Origin of the sequence: Microbacterium sp. Marseille-Q6648 (genome assembly GCF_943181415.1) — a bacterium.
Taxonomy (GTDB): domain Bacteria; phylum Actinomycetota; class Actinomycetes; order Actinomycetales; family Microbacteriaceae; genus Microbacterium.
On record NZ_CALPBZ010000003.1, the window covers coordinates 446,504 to 468,608 of the forward strand.

Genomic DNA, 22,105 nt, shown 5'->3' on the forward strand with positions numbered 1-22,105 from the left:
TGGCGTGAGCCGGGGCCGTTGACGGGGCCGGGTGGCGGGTCCACCATGGTCGGCAACGGGGGTCGGCGATGCAGCCGGCTCAGGTCGGCGGTGGGGTCGGCCCGGGGAGGCCGGCGATGGCACAGGGGCATCGATCGCGCGACGGTCACGGCGGACTGCGCCGGACCGTCCTCGTGCTGGGAACCATCGCGCTGGTCGTCGGCGCGCTGCTGATCGCGATGATGCTCGGAGCTCTCGCCGTCGCCGCTGCGGGGGCGCCCGCCCCCTCGCCCGCGGCCACCAGTACAGGCACCGCGACCGACGACGATGCCGAGGAGGATGCTGCGCCGGATCCGGCGGTCGTCGACCGGGCCTGCGCGCTCGCCGACGCGCGTCTCGCCCGCGCCGACGCCGAAGGCGCCCACGCACTGCTGACCGCAGCCGGCATCACCGACGACAACGCCGAGGTCGAGCTCGACGCCGACTGCCTAACGACGTGGACGCTCGCCGCGCCGACGGCACCGGCATCCGATGCGAAGGGGATGCCGGAGCGCGTCGGATCCGGGTGGGACGCGTTCGTCAAGACCACCTTCACCCCGCTCGCCGCGGCCGCGGGGTTCGTTGTCGGCGGGTGGCTCGCCCTCTTCGTGCTCGCACGTCTGCTGGTGGAGCTGCCCCGCATGCGGGATCTGACCTCGGACCGCGCGTCGCGTCGCCGGACGGCGTGGCTCGGGTGGCTGCTGCTGGCCACGACACCGATCGCCGCGGTCCTGGTGGGCGCGAACGCCGTCGCGCTCGGAGCCCTCGCTCCCCTGATGCTCGGCGGGATCGCGATCCTCGCGGGAGTCACCGTCGTCGCGCTGTGCGCATGGCTGGCGACGGTGCGGGTGCTGCGGATCGAGGTCACCGCGCCCGACGCGGACGACGAGGGCAAGCGGGTGACCTCGGCGCTCGTCGCAGCGCGTCTGCGCCAGCTGACGGAGAAGTCCGGCCGCATCGACCTGCCCGCGGGGCCGACGATCTCAGGACTCGGCGACGCGCTCAAGGACTTCTCGAGCAACCGCGGGGTCGCTGCGGTGCAGAAGATCGTCCTCTTCCTCATCGGGGTCACACCGTGGGTCGCGACCGCGGTCGTCGCCTCCGGCACACGGGCGACCGTGACCATCGCCCGCAACAGCTCGGCCGGGTGGGTGCGCGCCGTCTCGACCACCGGGGACGGATGGGAGCCGCTGGCGAAACCTCCCGCGAAGTCGCCGGTCGCGGCATCCGATTTTCTCTCCGTCGTCGTCGCCACCGAGGTGCTGCTCGCGCTGGCCGAGCGGTACCCCGACGACTTCGAATCAGGGCTGTACGGGGCAACGAAGGGCCGCAGTGTGGGGCTGCAGTTCATCGCCATCGAGTGGTTCGCGACGCGGCTCGACACGTCGGCCGCCGAGACGCTGCTCGCCACCGCGCTGCGCATCGACCCGCGCAACGACCTCGCACGGTACTCGTTGGCCTACGTGCAGCACCGGCACGCGACCGACACCGACGAGCTCGTCGCCTTCGGCGAGACGCTCGACCGGTGGATCGCGGGACGGGCTGGGTCCGCGGGCGGGGCTGGGTCTGGCGCGGCTGCCGGGGCTGGGGCGGATGCCGGGTTCGGCGGGGCGGGCGGGTTTGGCGGCGGAGCCGGGGCGGGGCGGATGCCGGGTTCGGCGGGGCGGGCGACGAGCGTGCGGGCGACGAACTGCTGCGGGCGATGATGTTCGCGCGAGCGGCCGCGGCGCGGAACCTCGCCGCCAACGTCCTCGCGCGAAGGCTGGCGGGCACGCCCCCGGTGAAGCGCCCGACCGGCGTGTTCGACGCCGCCGACGCCGTCGCCCGTCGCTGGGATGCCGCATTCGCGGACCTCGAGGCGCGCGCGGACCGGGCGCGGGCCATCACAGCCCTCGACCGGTCGCGACGCAGCCTCACGCACCTGATCGCCAGGGTCGACGAAGACGACGCGCCCGTCGTCGAGCGACTGCGGTTCGGGCGCGCGGTGCTGACGCGGGCGCGGATGATTCTGCGCAACGATGAGCCGCTCCCCCGCACCGAGCCCGACGTCGACGGCGCCCTCGCCAGGGCCCGCGTTCGTGTCGAGGGACTGCGGACGCCGGCCGAGGCAGAGGTCCGGCGAGCTCGGCTGGCGCTCCGCGACGCCGACCGGGCGGTGACGCTCGTTGCCGCGTCCGGCGCCACTCAAGCGGACCGCGACGCCGCGCTCGCAGCGCGGGCGGGTGCGGCATCCGCTCTGGAACGTGCCGAGAGCGCACTCGAAGCCGTCGGCGACGACCTCGAGGCCCTCGATGTGGTGCAGGGCGCGCTGCGCGATGACCTGTACACCGCGGACGCGGCGCTCGCGTACAGCCTCACCACGGCGCTCGTGTGCTGGGAGCGGCAGCGGATGGACGCGCCGGTCGTGGCGCGGACGCTCGACGTGTCGGTGCGGGTTCCGGTGATCCGCGAGTTCGCGGTGACCGATCCGGAGCTCGCGACCGCGGAGGACTTCGCGCGGTGGAAGGCGCGGTTCCGGCGGAGGGGGTGAGTGGGTGACGGCGGGTGAGTGAGAGGCGGCGCGGGTGGGGACGGACGGGGCGGGGCGGGTGACGGGCGGCGTTATCGGGTCTTGCGAAAGATCGCATCTTTGTTCGACGTAAATCGAGTGACGGGGTTGGCCTGTGGATAGTCAGTTATCCACAGATCCGGCCCGTGAGCCGCCCTTATCGAAGTAATGTACGAGGGTCGGAGTAGGTTTGGCACATGACCAATCCGCTCGATCTTCTCGCCACTGCGGTGTCTTCCGCGCGTGGTCTGTGGTCGGGCGGGGACGGGCTCGAGGCGCTTTCGCAATCGGCACTGATCGCGCTGAACAACGAGCTCGCGCAGGCGCAGCGCGTGCTGGATTCCGCTCGAGCGCGGGTGGCGAGTGAGATCGCACGGCAGTCCTCCCCCGATCTCGGGCCCGAGGGCCTCGCGAAGAAGCAAGGGTACAGATCGCCGGTGACACTCATCGCGGGCACGGCCGGCACCTCGAACGGCGAGGCGGCGCGCCTGCTCCAGGTCGGCGAGGCGACCGCGCCGCGCAAGAGCTTCGGAGGCGACAAACCGGCCCGCCGACCCCACGTGGCGGCGGCGATCGAGGCCGGATGGATCGGAACGAACCCCGCCGCGGCGATCATCTCGATGCTCGACCGCATCGCCCTCCGCGTCGACCCCGACGTCCTCGACGAGAGCGAGCGAACCCTCGTCGAGAAGGCGCGCGGACTCTCGACGAACCAGCTGCACCGCCTGCTCACGCGCGCGGAAGCGTGGCTCGACCCAGGCGGCATCGTCCTGCGAGAAGACGAGATGCGCGCCAAGAGCGAGGCGCATTCGTTCGAAGACAAGCAGGGGATGCTGCACATCAACGCCGTGTTCGATCCGGAACGGGGAGCTCCGGTGAAGGCCGTGCTCGAGGCCTATGTACGCGCCGAGCTGAGTGCGCAGCGGGATGGGGATGCCGCGGGTGCGGGCGCGAGCGCGAGTGACGGTGTCGGGACGGATGCGAGTTCGGGTTCGGGTTCGGGGTCGGGTCTGGGGTCGGGTTCGCCGGGATTGCCGGGGGCGCCGCGGCGCAGCATCCCGCAGATGCAGGCCGACGCGCTCGTGAAGATGGCCGAGCACCTCCTCGGATGCGAGCACCGCGACATGCCGGTCGAAGGAGCCACCGTCGTCGTGCGCATCGACCTGACAGACCTGCAATCGGGCGAGGGATCGGCGACGATCGACGGTCTCGCCGCGCCCGTCTCGGTCGCGACCGCGCGGCGGATGGCGGCGAGCGGCGGCGTCATCCCGTGCGTGCTCGGTGCAGACAGCGAGATCCTCGACTGGGGACGCCGTCGGCGCCTCTTCTCCCCCGCCCAGCGACTCGCGCTCGTCGAACGTGACGGGGGCTGCGCCATGTGCGGGGCGCCACCGTCCCATACGAAGGCCCACCACATCCGATGGTGGGCCAGGGATGCCGGACCCACCGACCTCGCCAACGGCGTCCTGCTCTGCGAAAGCTGCCACCACCGCGTCCACGACAACGGGTGGGAGATACGCATCGACGGCCTCGGCACGCGTGGTCGCGTGTGGTTCCTCCCACCGCCCGACGTCGATCCGGCACGGACGCCGCGCCTCGGCGGACGAGCCCGGTACGACCTGGTGTCGTGACGGGTCGTGGAGGGGGTGCGGCGGGCGGCGCGTGTACGGCGCGTGCGCGGCTTGCGTGCGCGGGCTTGCGTGCGCGGGCCTGCGTGCGCGGGCATGCGTGCGGCGGCTACGCGGACGGGTCGGACCGGGCGGGCGAATGCACCGGCGAGCGCGCACAGCGCTCAGGCCGGCAGGCGCGCACCACAATCAGCGGGTGGAGCCTCGGAGAGTGAGGGTGAACGGAGCCGTCACGCGACGACTGGGGGTGTCGCGGTGATCGATGAGAGCCTGCAGCTGGTCGACGGCGGCCTCGGCCATGAAGTGATGGTCGGGACTCACCGACGACAGCGACGGATTGGCGAACCGCGACAGTGGAAGGTCGTCGAACCCCATGACCTCCACATCCTGCGGCACCCGCACACCCGCCGATACCAGGGCATGCAAAGCTCCGAGCGCGATCGAGTCGGTCATGCAGAACACCGCATCGAAGCGGATGCCGCGCGCCAGCATCCGCTCGATGGCGGCCGCGCCATCCGCACTCGTATAACCCGTCACCGCCCGCAGCCCCGGTTCGGGGGTCAGCCCGGCATCGGCGTGAGCCTGCTCGTACCCGGCGAGCCGGCTCGAGCCGATCCCCTCATCGGGGGTCTGGCCGCCGATCACCGCGATCGCGCGCGAACCCGTCGCAATGAGGTGGGCGACGGCTGCGCGGGCTCCCTCGACGTTGGGCATCGCGACCTGCGACAGATCGTCGTCGAGAGTCTTCTCGCCGATGAACACCAGAGGGTAGTCGAGGGCGCGCAGGTCGTCGGTGCTCACCGCCAGGGCCGACAGGATCAAGCCGTCGATCATGAGGCGCCGCGCCAGCGCGACCGCTTCGAGCTCCTGCTCGCGCGACGCGTTCGTCTGCTCGATCGCGACGTGGAGGCCACGCGCGGCCGCCGCTTCGATCACCTCGCCGGCGAGCACGCCGAAATAGGGCTGGCTGATGTCGGGCACGGCCAGACCGATCGTGCCGGTGCGGCCGCTGCGCAGGCGCCGTGCGGCCGGGCTCACGCGATAGTCCAGGGCGGCCATCGCAGCCAGCACCTTCTCGCGTGTCGCCGGCCGCACGTGCGCGTGGCCGTTGAGGACGTTCGACACCGTCATCGCCGAGACGCCCGCCTCGCGCGCCACATCACGGATCGTCGCCATGAGCCGCCTCTCCGTCCCGTGCCGTGCGTCGCCGCAGCCTGCCCAGCCTGCTCAGCCTGCCAGGTCGAGGGCCACCGTCACGTATGCGTGCGGCGGCACGTCCACGGTGAGCGTCGAACCCTCGAGCGTCACACCGTCGAAGGAACGGGGCGCGACGGCATCCGGGGTCTCGAACGTGTTGTGCGCGTCGACCGCGTCGGCGCCGAGCACCCGCCCGCGGACGGCCGTCACCTGCGCGCCGCGCAGGTCGAACTGCATGCGGCGAGCCGTGGACTCGTCGACGTTCGTGATCGACAGTAGGGCCGTGTCACCCTTCCGCGACGCAGACGTCGAGAGTGTGGCGACCGACGACGCATCCTCCAGCTCGCGGCGCGGTGCCTCGTCGAGCAGGCGCACGTCGAGCGACTGCGCGTCGTGGTGGCCGCGGTTCATCTCGAACACGTGATACGTCGGCGTGAGGACGAGCGCGCCGGTGGCGGCATCCGTGAACAGCATCGCCTGCAGCACGTTGATCGTCTGCGCGATGTTGGCCATGACGAGACGGTCGGCGTGACGGTGGAAGGCGTCGAAGTGGACGCTGGCGACCAGGGCGTCGCGCAGCGCGTTCTGCTGCTCGAGGAAGCCCGGGTTCGTGCCGGGGGTGGCGTCCCACCATGTTCCCCACTCGTCGAGGACGAGACCGATGCGCTTCTCAGGGTCGTAGACGTCCATGACCGCGGCGTGCCCGCGGATGAAGGTCTCGACCTTGGCGGCCTTCGAGATCGCGCGGTAGTACTCCTCGGTGGTGAACTCGGTGGCGCTGCCCTTGCGGTCCCAGGGTCCGGTCATCGTGTAGTAGTGGAACGAGACGCCCTGGAAGATGTCGCGCAGCGAGCCCGGGTCGGCCACGCTGCTGATCGCCTGCATGAGCGTCTCGGTCCAGCGGTAATCCCCGTCGGACGCCCCGGCCGCGATGCGGTAGAGGGCGTTGCCGCTGTGGTTGCGGGCGTACGTGGCGTACTGGCGCGCGAGGTCGGCATATGCCTGCGCCGACATGTTCCCGCCGCATCCCCACGGCTCGTTGCCGACACCCCAGAAGGGCACCTGCCAGGGCTCGTCCCGGCCGTTGCTGCGGCGCAGATCGGCCATCGGCGAGTCGTCGCCGCGGGTGAGGTACTCGACCCAGTCGCTCATCTCGTGCACGGTGCCCGAACCCACGTTCGCGCTGACGTAGGGCTCGGCGCCGAGCATCTCGCACAGCTGCATGAACTCGTGCGTTCCGAACGCGTTGTTCTCGACGATGTCGCCCCAGTGGCTGTTCACCGTGCGCGGGCGCTGGTCGCGCGGGCCGATGCCGTCGCGCCAGTGATACTCGTCGGCGAAGCAGCCCCCCGGCCACCGCAGGTTCGGGATGTCAAGCTTGCGAAGCGCGTCGACCACATCGAGCCGGATGCCGCCTTCGTTCGGGATCTCGGAATCCTCGCCCACCCAGAAGCCGCCGTAGATGCAGCGGCCGAGGTGCTCGGCGAAGTGGCCGTACAGGTGGCGGCTGATCGTCGCCCCCGGGAGGTCGAGGTTGATCACGGCACGGACGGCGGTGTCGGCGGCAGGCATGAAGCGGCTCCGGAGATAGTCGGGGAGGGTTTGCGATGGGGTTTGTACCGATACATTTACCGATACAAACGGAGATGTCAAGTCCTGTCGGCAGAGGAGGTGAGGGCCGAACGGCACTGACCCTTGCGGGCACCCCCGGTCGGGAGGATGATGTGCATCGCAACACGCATGGGGGAACCTGGACTGGCCCGCCGGCACACGATGCCATTGCAGCGGAGACGTATCAGCAGGGCATGCGCACACTCTTCATGAGTGACAACCGGGCCACGCTGTTGCGCGCGCCCGCCAGGTGAGACACACATGGCGGAAGGGGCGACATGAGCCTCTGGGATTCCCTCGCGGGTGCCGGCGGCGGTTCCGACCGACTGCGCCCCCTGCTCGAGCAGATGACCGACACGGTCACGACCTCCACCGAGACCGACGAGTTCGGCACGTGGGACGTCGCCACCGTCCAGCAGAGCATCGCCGGCCTCCCCGGCCTCGACCTCGCGACCGGCGCGACCGGAGCAACCGGCGCCGGCACAGGCAGCACCGGCTCGTTCCTGGAACTCCGCGACCCGAACATCACCGTCGCCGTCGGGATCCTGCAAGCCCCGGCATCCGGGTGGCGCGTCATCGTCACCGCACCGCTGGCCGCCCTCAGGATCCCGGGCCTCGTCGGCGCCAAGCTCGACCCGCAGGGCCAGCTCATCCCCGACCCCGCCTTCCCCGACGTCGCCTTCGTCGTACCCCAGCTACGGGTGCGCATCATGCAGCTCGGCACCCAGGCCGTCGGCGTGAAGCTCCTCTCGTCCGCCACGAGCGCCGGCGGCGGCACCGAGGACATCTACGAGTTCGTCCGCATGGAACCGCCCTACGCCCTCGTCGGCCCGGGCTCGACCGTCGGCTTCGCCTACCGCACCGCCGTCCTCGACCTCTCGGGCAACGCGGCTCCCAGCGGCGTCCCCGGCGACGCGCGCGTGCAGCCCGACGCCTGGCAGGGCCTGTTCCTGCCCGAAGTGCGCCTGTTCGTCGCCCCCGATGGGCTCGAGGGCATCGCCGTCAGCGCCGGTGTGCGCAACCTCTGGATCGGCGTCGGCGAGCACCGCGGCATCACCGGCATCTTCGAAGCCGAAGTCGTCAACCGTGGGCAGGCCCCCGCCATCCACGTGCGCTTCCGCGGCATCGGCGGACGCCACGTCGGCGACCCGGGCACGGGCACCGCGCTGCTGCCCGAGAACTCCGAGATCATCGTCGACACCGCCGGCGGCATCGCGCCGGTCTCGATCACGATCGCCGCCCCCGGCCATGCCACGGTCGAAGACGACCGCAGCCCCCTCGTCGTCCCCGCCACCGGCACCCTCACCATCACCGTCACCGCCGACGACGCCGGTCCCTCGTCCGCCACCGTCCGCACCATCACCGTCGCCCGCGACACGGCCACGCCCGCAGGCAGCGCGCCCGGCGGCTCGAGCACCGAGGTGCGCCCCACCCAGCGCGGCACCCATGTGATCGTGAAAGAGAGCGAGACCGCGACCCACGTCACCGTCCGCCTCGAACCGCGCCGCAGCGTCACCTGGACCCATGCCGGCGGCACGCACACCGGCGAGACCCTGACCGTCCCGGTGCCCGCGGGCGCACCCGTGCAGGTGAGCGCGACGATCCCGGCGGGCGTCGCCCAGACGGCCGGATGCTGGTTCCACTACGACCGGCCGACGGTGGCGCAGCTGCCTCCGGCACCCTCCCCCGCGCCGACACCACCCCTCTCGCCCGAGGAGCAGGCCCGCGAGAACGCACGCCTGGCGTGGGCCGACAGCAACGACGACATGCGCGACCGCGCCGCCACCGGACGCAGCACGAGCGCCACCGGCGGGCAGCGCTTCGAGACGGCCATGGCCGCCCGGCTCACCCAGATCGGCGCCGGGCAGCTCATCACCGTCGACGGCTACGCCTCGCACGAAGACCCCGGCTCCACCGCGCAGGACACCCACAACCTCGCCCTCTCGCGCCGCCGCATGGAAGCGGCGATGCGCGCCCTCCGCACGGCGGGGTTCACCAACGTGCAGGCCGGCACCCCGCACGGCTCGGGCTTCGCCGACAGCACCGCCACGATCCCCGGGCTCATGGACGGCCTCACCCCCCGCCCGGCGAAGAACGCCGCGTACTGGTGGCTCGCCGTCGCCCGCTGGACCCCGTCGCCCGCGACCGAAGAGATCACCCGCGCCGACATCGTCCGCATCGTGCTGCCGCCCGCGCCCCGCACCGATCCGCGGCCGCCGCAGGCGCAGCGCCCGAACTGCTTCCGCAAGATCGGCGTGCGGGTCGAGATCGTCCGCGACACCCTCGTCCGCGCCGAGATCTACGGTGAATTCGACATCGAGACGGCGGTCGAAGCATCCCTCGCCCGTCGCGGGGAAAGCGCGCTGCGCAGCGGCGGCCGCAACCCCAGCGACGGCATCTGCCTCTTCCTCGTGCGACTGCGCCTGAGCGAGGACCGTGCGGCGTGGGACGTCACCGCCGAGTTCCGCGCCGCCGAAGCCGACCGCGACGGACTGGCGCTCATGACCGACGACGAGGCCGACCCGAACGTCCTCAACATCCTCGGCGCCCTCGCCGTCATGGCGCCGCTCACCGCGAGCGCGACCGAGCTCTCGCCCGCCGCCGGCGCCATCGTCGCCCTCGGCAGCGTCGCCCTCGGCGCCAGCGACGTGCTGCACACCCACGCCCTCATGCTCCGCGGCGGCGAACTCGTCGTCTCGCGCGGCGTGCTCGGCCCCGACGGCATCACGGCCGCGTCGGACCGGGGCGTGCAGATCAGCATCCTGCTCGACCTCGAGATCGCCTTCAGCTTCGACCTCGAACTCGTCCGCGTCGATCCGGCGAACCCCATCACCGCGCGCTACAAGGCGATCGGCGTCCGGTCGCAATGGGGCACGGATGCCGCACCCGGCGGCGTGGAGTACGTGCCGCTCCCCGTCTTCGACCCGAGCCGCGGATACAGCCTCGACGTTCCCACCGGCGCGCTCACCGCCACACCGCCGCTCGACGAGATCCTGCGGATCCTCGGCTTCCGCGTGAGCCGCGACAACCCCACCTACCTCGAGGTGGAGGTCGGACTCGGAGTCGACCTCGGCATCGTCACGGTCGACGCCGTGCGCGTGCGGGTGCGTCTGGACGGGCCGCCGCTGGACCTGCAGCTGACGAAGCTGCGCGCCAGCATCGAGATCCCCGGCACGCTGCACGGCTCGGGGTCGCTGGAGTTCACCGAGTTCGGCTTCAAGGGCGCCTTCGACCTCACCGTCACGCCGGTAAACATCCGCGTCGCGGCGGTGCTCGCCGTCGAACGCGACCCCGCGCGAGGCGTCACCGGTGTCCTCGTCGGCGGCCGCGTCGAGTTCCCCGTGCCGATCCTGCTCGGCAACTCCGGCCTCGGCATCTACGGCTTCATGGGCGGCATCGGCGTCAACTACCGGCGCGACGAGTCGCCCTACGCCGGCTCGCTCACCCCGGCGCTGGACTGGGTCATGGACCAGTACCCCCGCACCGGGCAGGTCATGGCCCCCGAGGGCTGGACCCTCGAACCCGGCGCGTTCGCGTTCGCCGCGGGCATCGCCGTCGGGACCGTCGACGCCGGGTTCACCGTCCACCTCGACGGCATCGTCGTGATCGAGGTCCCCGGCCCGCGGCTGCTCCTCATCATGAAGGCCGACGTGCTGAGCCTGCCGCCGGTGTTCGGCAGCGACCAGACCGCCACCTTCTTCGCGGTGCTGGACATCGACTTCGGGCGGGGCAGCATCCTGATCGGCATCGTCGCCGCCTACGAGATCACGAACATCCTCAAGGTGCGCGTGCCGGTGACGGCCAGCTTCGAGACCGCGAACCCCGAGAACTGGTTCGTCGACCTCGGCCGCTTCCCGCAGGCCGAGCGGGTGAGCGTGAGCGTGCTCGATGTGATCAGCGGCAGCGGCTACCTCATGGTCCACGGCAACGGCATCACCCTCGCCACCGACCCGGTACTCACGGTGCCGTCGGGCTTCGCCGTCGCCACCGGCTTCCATCTGCAGGCCGTCCTCATGGGCAGCAAGTCCATCGGGCTCTACCTCGAGGTCGCGGCGGGGTTCGACGCGATCCTGGGGCTCGACCCCTTCTACCTCGGCGGCATCATCTACGTCCGCGGCGAGCTGCGGCTGTGGATCATCAGCATCTCGGCGAGCGCCACGCTCATCGTGCAGGTCGGCACCCGGCAGAACCCCGACGGCTCGACCACACAGGAACCGTACGTGCACGGCGAGGTCTGCGGCAGCGTCGACTTCTTCTTCTTCTCGGTCAAGGGCTGCGTGAGCCTCACGATCGGCGAACCGCCCACCCCGACGCCGAAGCCCCGCGCGCTCGTGGCCGGCGTCTCGCTCATCTCGCGCACCCCCGCCAAGGTCGAGGGCACCGGCGCCGGGGCGCCGATCGACGGCAAGCTCGGGGATGCCGCCACGGCGGGCACCGCCGAACCCGTACCCGTCGTGCCGATCGACGCGATCCCGATCATCGCCTTCCACACCGCGCCGCACATGGACGGCGCCGCCGGCGGGGCCGAGGTCGAGATCCTCGGGGCTGCACCGGTGAACCTGCCACCGGCAGGACCCAACTTCTGGACGCGCGTCGGCGACCGCTGGTGGCGCTACCGCGTCAACGCGATCGCCCTCACCGGCGGAATCGGCGCCGGCGACGCCCCCAGCACATGGCTGACGCCGCCGGCGACCGCCGGCCCGCACGCCGGACCCTCGCTCGCCCTTCTGGACTGGCAGCCCACCGCCACCCCGACCGCGGTGCCGTACGGCGAGAACCTCGTCGAGACCGTCCGCCACCAGTACGGCACGGTGTGCGCGCAGGGCGCCCCGCCGGCGCGCGTGCTGTGGACCTTCGACGACTGCCCGAACGGCCCGAGCGACACCGGGTGGCGCCTGACCGGCGTGCTGTGGCCCGACCCGCCCGGAGCCGTCCGCGGCCAGCCCGCCGACGCCCGCGTGCACGTGGTCGAACTGTGGCGCATCGATCCGGTGACGGACCTGACACAGGGCACGACCCCCGCGATCGTCATCGGCGATCAGGCCGCGTGCTTCGATCCGCACGCCGACCCCGTCGACCCGCACGACCCGTTCGCGCGGTGGGATCAGCTGGCCCCCGCGACCTTCAGCGCCGGCGCGCTCGAGGGCGGCGTCTCGCTCGCCGAGGCCACCGCGTACCTCGACGGCGGCGGCTCGCTGCACGACCTCGCCGCTGCCGCGCAGAGCGCCGGATGGGAGCCCGACCCGATCCCGCCCAAAGGCACGACGACGTCGAAGGCCCGCCGCGGTCTCTGCCACGGCGCGGTGCTGCGCTCCCCCGTCCGCGACGTCGACCAGCCGGCGCCCGCGGGCAGCCCCGACGACCAGGAGCGCGTGAAGATCGCGTGGGAGGCCTCGGGCTTCCGCCCGCACGAGCTCGGCGACGCGGTCGCCTTCATCCGCGAGGACGACACGTTCACCGCCTTCCACGTCCTGCTGCTCGTGGACGAGCGCGGCCTCAACGGGCGCGTCGTGATCCGGTGCGAGACCGCCGACGGCACCGTCCTGGACGAGCGCCCGGTCGACGGCGCCGACATGCTGGGCGGCGCGCACCGGCTTCCCGACGAGTGGGTCGATCCGGCGCAGCCCTGGGCCGACGAGGTGTGGCGCGCGGGCGTCATCGCCGGCCGGCTGCGCCGCGACGACCGCGGAGTGCTGCTGGCGGCGTTCGTGCCCTTCAAGCACGTTCCTGACGGCACCGCCCGCATCGTCATCGGCAACCGCCGCGAGGACCCGTTCAAGGACCCCGCCACCGCCTTCTACGTCGTCGCGGCCACGGGATCCTTCGCCAGCGAGACCCTCCGCTACGAGTGGGACGAGACCAGCATCCACCGCGGCCGCACCGCGCTGTCGAACGCGCTGTCGAAGGGCGCCGACGATGTCGCCCTGCTGCGACCGAACCAGGAGTACGCGCTGTCGGTCACGTGGGAGGCGACGTCGAAGGAAGGCGATGACCAACCGGATGCCGCCGACGACGGCGACGGCTGGACCACGGTCGCCACCCCGCAGACCTACCGGTTCCGCACGCAGGCGACCGCTCCGATCGACCTCGACCCGTGGATCACCAGCACCGCGCCCAGCATGGACGAGACGGGTGTCTTCACCCGCGAGCGGGTGCGGATCGTCTTCGCCACCCAGCGGGTCACCGGACTGTTCGACGCCTACGGTCGGGAGCTGCGCGTGACCGTGCGCGCGGCATCCGGTCATCACCCCGCTCCCCCCGGCGGCGGGGATCCGGCGACGGGGTTCGTGCTGCCGGTCGACCCCGACGGCGTGCTGACGACCCTCGAGTCGGCGGAGGGGGTGCTGAAGCCGTGGCACACCGCCGTGCTGGAGGTGATCGGCGAAGAGGGGCTGACGTGCGTCAACGTCGACGAGGACGGCAGCGAGGTCTACACGCTCACCGTCGCGTACGACTTCGAGCCGCTCACCGACTACCTCGTCGACGTCCACAGTGTCGTCAAGACCACCGGCGCCGACCCGATCCTCGTGCACCGCGTCGGGTTCACCACGTCGCGGTTCCGCGACGCCGCCGACCTCGCCGCCCTCACCGGCGGCGCGTCCGTCGAGCACCGGGCGGTCGCCGATCTGACGGCGATCCTGGCACTTGCCGACCAGCCCACCGGCGCCGCCGTCGACGACGCGCTGCAGCAGGCGGGACTCGGCGTCGAACCGGTGCCCCCGTGGCCGCGCACTCGGGTGCTGTGGAGCACCGCCGCCGTGCCGCAGCCGCTCGCGGTGGTCATCGAGTGCAGCGAGCCGATGTGGCGCACCCGCACCGTGCCGACCTGGATCACCGCGCCGCCCGACGCCCCCGACCCGAGCCACGGGTACTGGGCGGGTCGACCCGGCGAATGGCTGGTGCTCCGGGCGGATGCCGCACCCCCGGCATCCGGGGATCTGCCGCGGGCGACGGTGCAGCGCATCATCCGCGGACCCGGCGGCACGAGAGCCATCGCGATCCTCGGACCCGCCGCACGCGGCTGCGAGGCCCGGTTCGCCCTCGTGCACCGGGACGTCATGCCGACGAGCGTGGCCGAGACGCCGACGACCGCCCTGCGGGTGGATCTGCAGCGGGCGCCATGGGAGGTGGAGGACTGATGGTACGCATCGCCGATCCTTTCCGGCTGCGGGCCGAGGCGGTCGAGATCGACTGGACGTCGGTGGCTCGGGCGCGCGCGCAGCTGCTGGGCGAGAAGGTGGACTGGGAGCGGCTGAAGCGCCGTTCCATGGACGTGCGGCTGCTGTGGGCGTGCTCGGCCGAGCTGGGCGTGCCGCACGAGCCGTTCCTGGTGTGGCGGCGGGCGGTCGGGCGGTCGAAGGCCTCACCGGTCGACGCCGTCGACTCGCCGCATCCCGACGGCGTGCGCCTGGACTGGGGCGGCACCGTCGCGGGGCAGGTCGTGGTGGGCGCGACACCGCTGGACGCCGGACGCCCCGTGGGCCTGTTCGTCTACCGCGTGGGGCGCGACGGCGTGGTCGGCGCCGTCGGCGCGACCACCGCGCGCTCGACCGGCGGGCCGGTGCGCCTGGAGGTGCGCACGAGCGGAGCGACGTGGGCCGTGCTCGTCAACGCCCACTCGCCGCACGTGAGCATCACCACCCTGCACGACATCGTCAACGCCAAGGACTGGGAGCCGTTGGAGTACGTCGGCCTGCCGATCGACCAGCCGTGGGCGGGCGCCCACTACGACCCGCGCGAGCAGGGACCCGTCGACGCCCCGCGCCCCCCGTTCGACGCCGCCCTGCATCGCCTCACGCGCGGCGCCCCGCCCCTCGGCTGGGACGCCCTCACCCCCGGCGGGCTGCAGGCGCCGCCGTGGGAGGAGCCCGACCCCGTCGCCCTCGTGGAGGAGCTGCGGAAGTTCGTGCTGCCGGCCGTGGAGCCGCTCTACGACGCTGCGCTGCCGGAGTTCGCGCAAATGCAGACCGAGGCCTGGACCTCGACGACGTCGCCGCACGTGCCGGGAGCCGCACGCACCTCGTCGCTGCAGACCCGCACCGATCCCCGGCCGTGGGCGGTGCTCGGCCTCACCGCGCAGGTCGACCCGTTCCTGAACCTCGCCACCGGCTTCGGCGCCGTCTACACCAGCGAGGGCTTCGACGACGAGCAGGTGCAGATCGGCGGCGACGAACTGCTCGTCACCGCCGCCTACCGCAACACGCTCGGCCCCGGCGAGCAGGTCGTCGAGGGCCAGCCGCTGCCCGCGGGCGCCGGACCGGCGGAGTACGCGGCCTACGCGCCCCGCGGCGCCTCGCTCGCGCAGATCCCCGCACCCATGCAGCTGACGGCGACGCGCGCGGGCATTGTGGAACCGCGGGTTCCCGACGCCGCGTTCGGCGAGAGCATCCGCCTGTCGTATCGCCGCACGCTCACCTCGGCGATGCTCGGCACGCCCACCCAGCAGGCCGCCGCCGTCGACGAGACCGGTTCGGGTGCGGCATCCGCGATCATCGAACGCCGCGACCCGCAGGGGTGGCGCACCGTCGCCGTCTCGCCCGACGCACCGCAGGGCCAGCCGGGATTCGACCGGGCGTCGCTCATGCACGCCCCCGTCGAGATCCCGATCGGCAGCGGCGGCCGCAACGCCCGCTACGCCCTCGCCGTCGCCGACGTGTTCGGGGTGTGGTCGCCGTGGCGGGATGCCGCGTACAGCGGCGGCGAGCCCGCGCCCGAGCTGCCGGCCATCGTCTCGGCGAGCCTGGAGACCCGCTACGCCGGGTCGACCGCCGCCCCCACGACGCTCGTCGTGGACGTCGCGTGCGAATGGGTGGAGCGACGCCCGTCCCGCATCGACGTGCGCGCGGTGTTCCACCCCGTGACTCCCGCTCCCGCCAGCCCGTTCGCCCTGTCGCCGACCGGCGCCGTGCCGAGCGGATGCTTCGACCGCGACCTCGCCGTGACGTTCGCCGGCGACACCCCGACCGGGGTGGGGTGCACGGTCGTCGAGCTCAACCAGGAGGGCACCGCCCCTCTCGGCGGCGCTGCGCGGGACGAGGGAGCCCGCCGCTACCGGCTCACCGCCACCGTGCCGACCCTGGACTTCGCCACGGTGCGGCGCTGGGGCGTGGCGCTGTGGGCGTCGCGGGGACTGCGGGTCGGGCCGACGCCGACGCCGTTCGGCGCGCGCACCGACGTGCAGGCGGCAAGTCCCGTGCCGGTGCACCCGCTGCCGCCGCCGCAGCCGCCGGGCGTGCCGCTGGCGAGCCTGCCCGACGCGGGCGGTTCGGCCCACGCCGCCGTGACGTGGAGCCTAGCCGCCGGCGCCGATGCGCGCACCGCCGTGGTGTGGGAGTGCGCCGAGACCGCGATGCGGCAGACGGCGGGCCTGCCCGCCCGCGCCGACGCCGCCGACACCCCGTCCGACCGGCTGGTCGCCCTGCGCGCGGCATACGACGGGCTGAGCGCCGACCGGCAGCGAGGCGCGTTCCGGCGGATCGCCGAAGTCGTCGCGGCGGCGCGGACCACCGACGTCGCGCTGCCGCGCGGCTCGACCGACATCCACCTGTTCGCCGTGACCATCGTCTCGTCGACGGCGATCGAGTCGCCCTGGCCGCAGGGCCCCGTGCCGCACGAGCACTTGCGAGCCGTGATCGCGCCACGCCTCGTGCGACCCGAGCCCCCCGGCATCCGCTCGGCACCCGTCGCCGCCGGCGGCGGTGTCGAGGTGCGACTGCGGGTGCAGACCTCGAGCGCCGTGCCGGTGCAGCGCTTCCGGCTGCTGCGCACCCGCAGCGACCGCGCGGCTCTGCGCACCGACACCATGGGACCCGCGTTCGCCGAGCCGCTCGCCACGGCCATGACCGCCTCAGGCGGGGGACCCGCGGTGGATGCCGTGACGGGGCACCCGCTGTACGAGGCGACGTGGCAGGGCGCCCTGCCCGCCGGCTGGCTGCCGTGGCTCGTCCGTGCCGTCGCCGTGCCGCAGGCCGTCGACCCGCAGCGCGCCGTGAGGGGACTCGAGTCCGGGCCGTCGGACATCGTGCGGGTGGACGCGGTGCCCTCGGGCCCGCCCGTGCTCGACGACCTGGTCGTCGAGGAGGATGCCGCGCACACGGGTCTGGTCGTCCGCACCGGCACGACCGCACCGACCCGGGCCGGCGTCGCCGATCACGTGCTGCGGGCGTCGGTGAGCGGGCTCGGTGCGGGGCCCGGCTCGGTCGACGTCGCGGCGGTGACCGTGCCCGAGGTCGTCGAGGCGGACCTGTCGACAGTGCCCGTCGGCACCGGCGGGGCCCCGACGTGGCGCCGCGGCGCGCGCGTGACCGGCCGTTCGCCCCTCGCGCTGTGGTTCACCCGGCCCGATCCGGCGGCGCCGGTGACCGTGGACGTGTCGTTGACCGACCCCCTCGGCCGCACCGCCAGCCGTACGGTTGCGATCCCGGGCTGGACGCCGCCGCCCCCGCCGGCAGAGGCGACGCTGGAGCTGCTCGGCATCACCCCGCGCGCCCTCTCGGGCGTCGTCGTGGGTGTGCTCACCGACGCTCCCCCACTCGTCGGCTACCGGCTGCGGATCTCGGCCGTCCGTCGGCGCGGCGGGGTCGGCGGGGTTGGTGGCGGGGCTGGCGGTGGCGGCCGGCGGGGCGGGTTCGGCGGTGGCGGGTTCGGCGGTGGCGGGTTCGGTGGAGGCGGGTTCGGCGGTGGCGGGCTCGGTGGAGGCGGGTTCGGTGGAGGCGGGTTCGGTGGAGGCGGGTTCGGTGGAGGCGGGCCGTTCGGGCCGGGCGGCCGCTTCGGCGGACCGATCGGCGGCGGACCACTCGCCCTCCGACCGCTCACGGCCGAGGCGGCGCTACGCGACATCCCCGCGGCTCCGCGTCCGCCGCTGACCGTCGGGACGGTGACCTTCCGACGACTCAGGAGGATGCCGGGACTCACCGGCTCCGCGATCGAAATCGGCGTCCCCCTCGGCTCGCCCGTCGTCGTGACCGTGACCCTCATCGCCCCCGACGGCGCCGAGGTGTCGGTGTCCGGCGAGGGCTGACCCGGCGACGACATCTGGGTGGCTGCGCACTGTTGACGCGCCGCCCGTTCGAGCCGAAGCCGTCTCCGTCCCGAGAGTCGCCGGGGGCGGCATCCGGTCAGCGGGGTTGTCGGGGTGGGATCGCGAGGCGGACGGATCAGGGCCGCTGAGGGCGGGAGCGCCACCACTCGACGAGGCCGACCAGCAGCAGGCCGAGGCAGGCGCCGGTGACGTTGGCGATGATGTCCATGACGCTCGGGACGCGGCGATCGAGAGCGAGCGCCTGCACCGACTCGATGCCGACCGTGGTCACGAACGCGATCGGCACGACGAGGTACCGGCGCGCGAGGATCACGGCCAGCAGCGCCCCGAGCGGGACGAACAGCAGGATGTTGGCGCCGAACTCCAGCCGCGCGTGCGTCACGACGGGTAGCACGCGCGTGATCGCGCGGATGAGCGGCCCCGCGCCGCTGTCGACGGGAACCGGCCAGATCGCGATCAGCGTGAGCACGGCGATGTAGATCCCCAGCGCCGTGCGAGCCCAGCGGCTCTCAGCGTGGGATTCCGGCGTGGGCCGCGTCGCCGGGTCGGAGTGGGGCCGGTTCGCGGGGTCGGGCCGGGCCGCGTGCGCACGCGGCACCCCGGCGGCCGGGCTCGCGGGGTCGGGCCGGGCCGCGTGCGCACGCGGCACCCCGGGGGCCGGGTCTTCGGGGGCAGAGCGGGACGCGTGCGCACGCGTCACCGGAGACTCACCGGCCGAGACACCGGATGCCGCGGCGGCGGTCGCGGGCAGGGGCGGCTTCGGCGGAATCGGGCCCACCGGCCGCGGCGGGATGCCGAGTTCGCGAAGCGCGGCGTCGAGCGCCTCATCGTCGGCGGGTTGCGGCATCCGGACCTCCCTTGAGAAGGGCGCCGCGACGGTGCCGCGCGTGTGTGGGGCGAGTTTAGCGCGGGCGCGGTGCAGGCGATGTCGGGGATCGGACGTAGAGTTCTCCCTGTCGCTGTGGGAGCGACGAGAGACTGGGGCTCACGTGAAAGACCTCGACCCGAACGAGGACATCTTCGACGCCGCGGCGCAACCGCGGTGTCCGGAGTGCGGCACGCTGCTGCGCGACGTGCCGGGCGGCTTCCTGTGCCCGACCGACGGGCTGTCCTTCCTCAGCACCCAGCTCTGAGCGGGGCTCGCTCAGCGGGCGCCTCAGACGTGGTCACCTGCGAGGCGTCCTCAGACGTGCCCGTCGCCCACCCGCCCACGCCGCAGGTCAAACGCGGTCTTCGCCGTAACCGCGGATGCTGCGCAGCTCGTCCTGGAGTTCGGCCCGTGCGGCATCCGTCTCGGGGACCGGCTGCTCGGTCTGCGACGGGGCGTCGGTCTGGTCGGCGTCGGTCTGGTCGGCGCCGTTCTCGTCGGACGGCTTCCCGGCCGACGGATCCATGTCGCCCGCGGCGTCGTCGCGCCCGCTCACGCCACCACTCCGAATGACGCGGCGAGCGCCTCGGTGTGCCCGCCCGAGAACTCCAGGCTGTCACCGGTGAAGATGCTCAGCAGCACCATGCCGAAGACGAAGACGATCGCGGCGAGCATCACCGCCGCGCCCGCGAGCGAGATCAAGAGGGGAAGTCGTGACGCGTTCATGCTTCGATCATGGCCGATCCGAGCGACCTCGGGGCGGGTCTTGTGGGAACGGGTTCCGTCGGGCACAGGCCGAAGCCCCGGCATCCATCGATCGGATGCCGGGGCTTCGGGTGTCTGGTTACTTGAACGCGTCCTTGACGTTCTCGCCAGCCTGCTTGATGTTGGCGCTCGTCTGGTCGGCCTTGCCCTCGCGCTCGAGGCGCTCGTTGTCGGTGGCCTTGCCAGCCCCCTCCTTGGCCTTGCCGCCGGCTTCTTCAGCCGCGTTCCGGATCTTGTCGTCGATTCCCATGAGAGGCTCCTCTCGATCAGTGGACCGGTGTTGTGCACCGGGGCCATGACATCGACGGTACGTGCTGGAGTGCCGTTCACGAGGGGGGTTGCACTCCGCGCCGGAACGCGTTACAACGCGAGTTCGGCGGGTGGCGCAGTGCTGCGGATGCGGCATCCGCTCAGGCGCGGCGCAGTTGGCGGCAACTGCGGTCGACGCCGCGGGAAGCGACAGATACCGCCAACTCGCGGGCGCGGCATCCGCTCAGCCGAGGCGGAGTTGGCGGCATCAGCGGTCAACGCCGCGGGAAGCGACAGATACCGCCAACCCGCGGGCGCGGCATCCGCTCAGCCGAGGCGCAGTTGGCGGCATCCGCGGTCAACGCCGCAGGAAGCGACACATACCGCCAACTCGCGGGCGCGGCATCCGCTCAGCCGCGGCGGAGTTGGCGGCATCCGCGGTCAACGCCGCGGGAAGCGACACATACCGCCAACTCCCGGACGCAGCATCCGGGGCCGCACCCCTCCGCCGCAGACGCGCAACCCGCGGGCTACCGAACGGCGAGCTCCCTCACCGTCAGCCCTCGGAACACCGACGTGCCGTCGTACGAGTACAGCCGGATGCCGTCGTCGCCTTCGAGTGGGAACACCCGGTGGGAGTGGACGACCTGGCCGTCGTCGACGAACACCTCCACGCTCGTGCGGTCGACGAGTACCCGCAGGCGCAGTCGCCCCGACGACGGGTCGGCGGTGAACTGCGACTCGCCTCCGGTGGGGTTGATCGTCGGTCGACGGTTGACGTAGGTGAAGGGGCCGGGCAGGAACATTCCCGCAGCGACATGTCTTCCGCCGCCGGGTGCTCGGCACACCTCGACGCCGAGGTTCCCCGGCGCGGCGGAGGTGTTCCAGGTGATCTCGCACGACAGCTCGTAAGCGAGGGCGCGCACCTCCAGGTCGCGCGTGCCCGCGACCGTGACATCGCCGAGGCGATGCGTGCGCGCGGCGTAATCGCGCAGCGCCTCCGTCGGCTGCGAGGCCAGCGCGTATCCGCTGCCGCTGCGCACCAGCCGCACGTCGCGCACGATCATGTCGTCGCCGTTGTAGCCGTCGGTGGCGAGGGTCGGGGTGTTGTGCGGATAGTCCCAGAAGTTCGCCCACCCGATCGCGTGGCGCAGCGACTCGTCGACCGCGCCCGAGGCGTCGTGGTGCTCGTAGGTCACCGCACCGTAGAAGTCGAAGCCCCGGTCGAGCCACTGCGGCTCGTCATGGTCGACGGTGAACGACGCCCCGTCGAACGACCCGGTCCAGTAGGCGTATGTCGCCGGCAGCCCGCGGCCCTTGCCGTTGGCGCTCGTGCCGAGCACCCAGTGCACCGTGCCGTCGTCGGCGGTCATGCGGAAGAGGTCGGGGCACTCCAGCAGCCCGAGGTCCGTGCGCCGGAACTGGCCCACCTCACGCCACGACTTCAGGTCGGCCGAGGCGTAGAAGCCCAGTCGCTGACCTTCCGCGTTGAGCATGAACCATCGCTCGCGCACGTCGTCCCACACGACCTTCGGGTCGCGGAAGTCGGGCACACCGGGGTTCGGCAGCACCGGCGCCGACCCGCCCGGACGGAACGACCGCCCGCCGTCGGTCGAGTACCAGAGGTACTGCGCCTGCCGACCCTGGGGCGCCTGCGTCACGAGGGCGACCACCGCGCCTTCGCCGTAGCCGGCGGTGCCGCGCTCGTCGACCACGAGGCTTCCCGACCAGCAGTCGCCGTTGCCGTTGCTGAACTTCGGGATCGCCACGCCCTGGTCGCGGAACGACACGTGATCGCGCGTCGTCGCTCTACGCCACGACGTGCCCGCGCCGCCCTCGAGATAGTCGGCGTTGTACAGGTAGTAGTAGTGGTACTCGCCGTCCAGCCAGATCGGCCGCTGCGGGTCGTTCTTCCAGTTGTCGGGAACGCTGAAGTGGTACTGCGGGCGCATGCGAGTGCGTCCTTTCGACATGGTGCCGGATGCCGCGGGCCGAAGCTCCGCAGCGGCGGCGCCGCCCGTGGTGAGGGCGACCGCGCTGCCGAGGGCTGCGACCGAGGCGCCGGTCAGCAGTCCGCGGCGGGACAGGTGGGATTCGGACATGGGATCACCTTTCGTCGTTGGAAGGAGGAATCGGAGCGGGAGGGCCGCCGGATGGACCGTGCCGGCGGGTGCGCCGCC

13 protein-coding genes are annotated in these 22,105 nt (G+C 72.6%); 6 read left to right on the forward strand and 7 right to left on the reverse strand.

Going from position 1 to position 22,105, the window contains the following annotated elements:
* The first annotated feature begins 116 nt into the window (after positions 1–116).
* The 3 genes from NFR93_RS12215 to NFR93_RS12225 all read left to right on the forward strand — a co-directional run bounded on the left by NFR93_RS12215 (position 117) and on the right by NFR93_RS12225 (position 4,197).
* Positions 117–1,724 (forward strand): hypothetical protein, encoded by a 1,608-nt coding sequence (locus NFR93_RS12215; RefSeq protein WP_251453559.1) that lies wholly within the window; start codon positions 117–119, stop codon positions 1,722–1,724.
* On the forward strand, positions 1,721–2,548 hold the full coding sequence (locus NFR93_RS12220) for a hypothetical protein (protein WP_251453560.1): 828 nt from the start codon (positions 1,721–1,723) through the stop codon (positions 2,546–2,548). The genes NFR93_RS12215 and NFR93_RS12220 overlap by 4 nt, the downstream gene beginning before the upstream one ends.
* Before the next feature lie 215 nt (positions 2,549–2,763).
* Positions 2,764–4,197 carry an HNH endonuclease gene (locus NFR93_RS12225; RefSeq protein ID WP_251453561.1) on the forward strand — a complete coding sequence of 478 codons (1,434 nt, stop codon included), beginning with the start codon at positions 2,764–2,766 and terminating at the stop codon, positions 4,195–4,197.
* Between the two features lie 186 nt (positions 4,198–4,383).
* Here NFR93_RS12225 and NFR93_RS12230 read toward each other — a convergent pair whose 3' ends face one another.
* Entirely contained in the window at positions 4,384–5,370 is a 987-nt protein-coding gene (locus tag NFR93_RS12230) for a LacI family DNA-binding transcriptional regulator (protein ID WP_251453562.1), read from the reverse strand.
* A gap of 51 nt (positions 5,371–5,421) precedes the next feature.
* Positions 5,422–6,963, reverse strand: coding sequence for an alpha-N-arabinofuranosidase (locus tag NFR93_RS12235; RefSeq protein WP_251453563.1), 1,542 nt, complete (start codon positions 6,961–6,963; stop codon positions 5,422–5,424).
* A gap of 317 nt (positions 6,964–7,280) precedes the next feature.
* Here NFR93_RS12235 and NFR93_RS12240 point away from each other — a divergent pair, with 317 nt between their 5' ends.
* Positions 7,281–14,141, forward strand: coding sequence for a hypothetical protein (locus NFR93_RS12240; RefSeq protein ID WP_251453564.1), 6,861 nt, complete (start codon positions 7,281–7,283; stop codon positions 14,139–14,141).
* Positions 14,141–18,022 carry a hypothetical protein gene (locus NFR93_RS12245; RefSeq protein ID WP_251453565.1) on the forward strand — a complete coding sequence of 1,294 codons (3,882 nt, stop codon included), beginning with the start codon at positions 14,141–14,143 and terminating at the stop codon, positions 18,020–18,022. Before NFR93_RS12240 ends, NFR93_RS12245 begins: the two co-directional genes overlap by 1 nt.
* A gap of 136 nt (positions 18,023–18,158) precedes the next feature.
* Here NFR93_RS12245 and NFR93_RS12250 read toward each other — a convergent pair whose 3' ends face one another.
* Positions 18,159–18,890, reverse strand: coding sequence for a VanZ family protein (locus tag NFR93_RS12250; RefSeq protein ID WP_251453566.1), 732 nt, complete (start codon positions 18,888–18,890; stop codon positions 18,159–18,161).
* Between the two features lie 142 nt (positions 18,891–19,032).
* On the opposite strand from NFR93_RS12250, the gene NFR93_RS12255 reads away from it, so the two are divergent.
* Positions 19,033–19,176, forward strand: a complete 144-nt coding sequence (locus NFR93_RS12255; RefSeq protein WP_251453567.1) for a hypothetical protein — start codon at positions 19,033–19,035, stop codon at positions 19,174–19,176.
* Between the two features lie 87 nt (positions 19,177–19,263).
* On the opposite strand, the gene NFR93_RS12260 is transcribed toward NFR93_RS12255, so the two are convergent.
* From NFR93_RS12260 to NFR93_RS12275, 4 genes are all read right to left on the reverse strand, one after another.
* Complete coding sequence (locus NFR93_RS12260; protein WP_251453568.1) at positions 19,264–19,467, reverse strand: hypothetical protein; 204 nt, start codon at positions 19,465–19,467, stop codon at positions 19,264–19,266.
* On the reverse strand, positions 19,464–19,637 hold the full coding sequence (locus tag NFR93_RS12265) for a hypothetical protein (RefSeq protein WP_251453569.1): 174 nt from the start codon (positions 19,635–19,637) through the stop codon (positions 19,464–19,466). The genes NFR93_RS12260 and NFR93_RS12265 overlap by 4 nt, the downstream gene beginning before the upstream one ends.
* Positions 19,638–19,755: 118 nt before the next feature.
* Positions 19,756–19,926, reverse strand: coding sequence for a CsbD family protein (locus NFR93_RS12270; protein ID WP_251453570.1), 171 nt, complete (start codon positions 19,924–19,926; stop codon positions 19,756–19,758).
* 529 nt (positions 19,927–20,455) lie between these two features.
* Positions 20,456–22,027, reverse strand: coding sequence for a glycoside hydrolase family 32 protein (locus NFR93_RS12275; RefSeq protein WP_251453571.1), 1,572 nt, complete (start codon positions 22,025–22,027; stop codon positions 20,456–20,458).
* Positions 22,028–22,105: the final 78 nt, after the last annotated feature.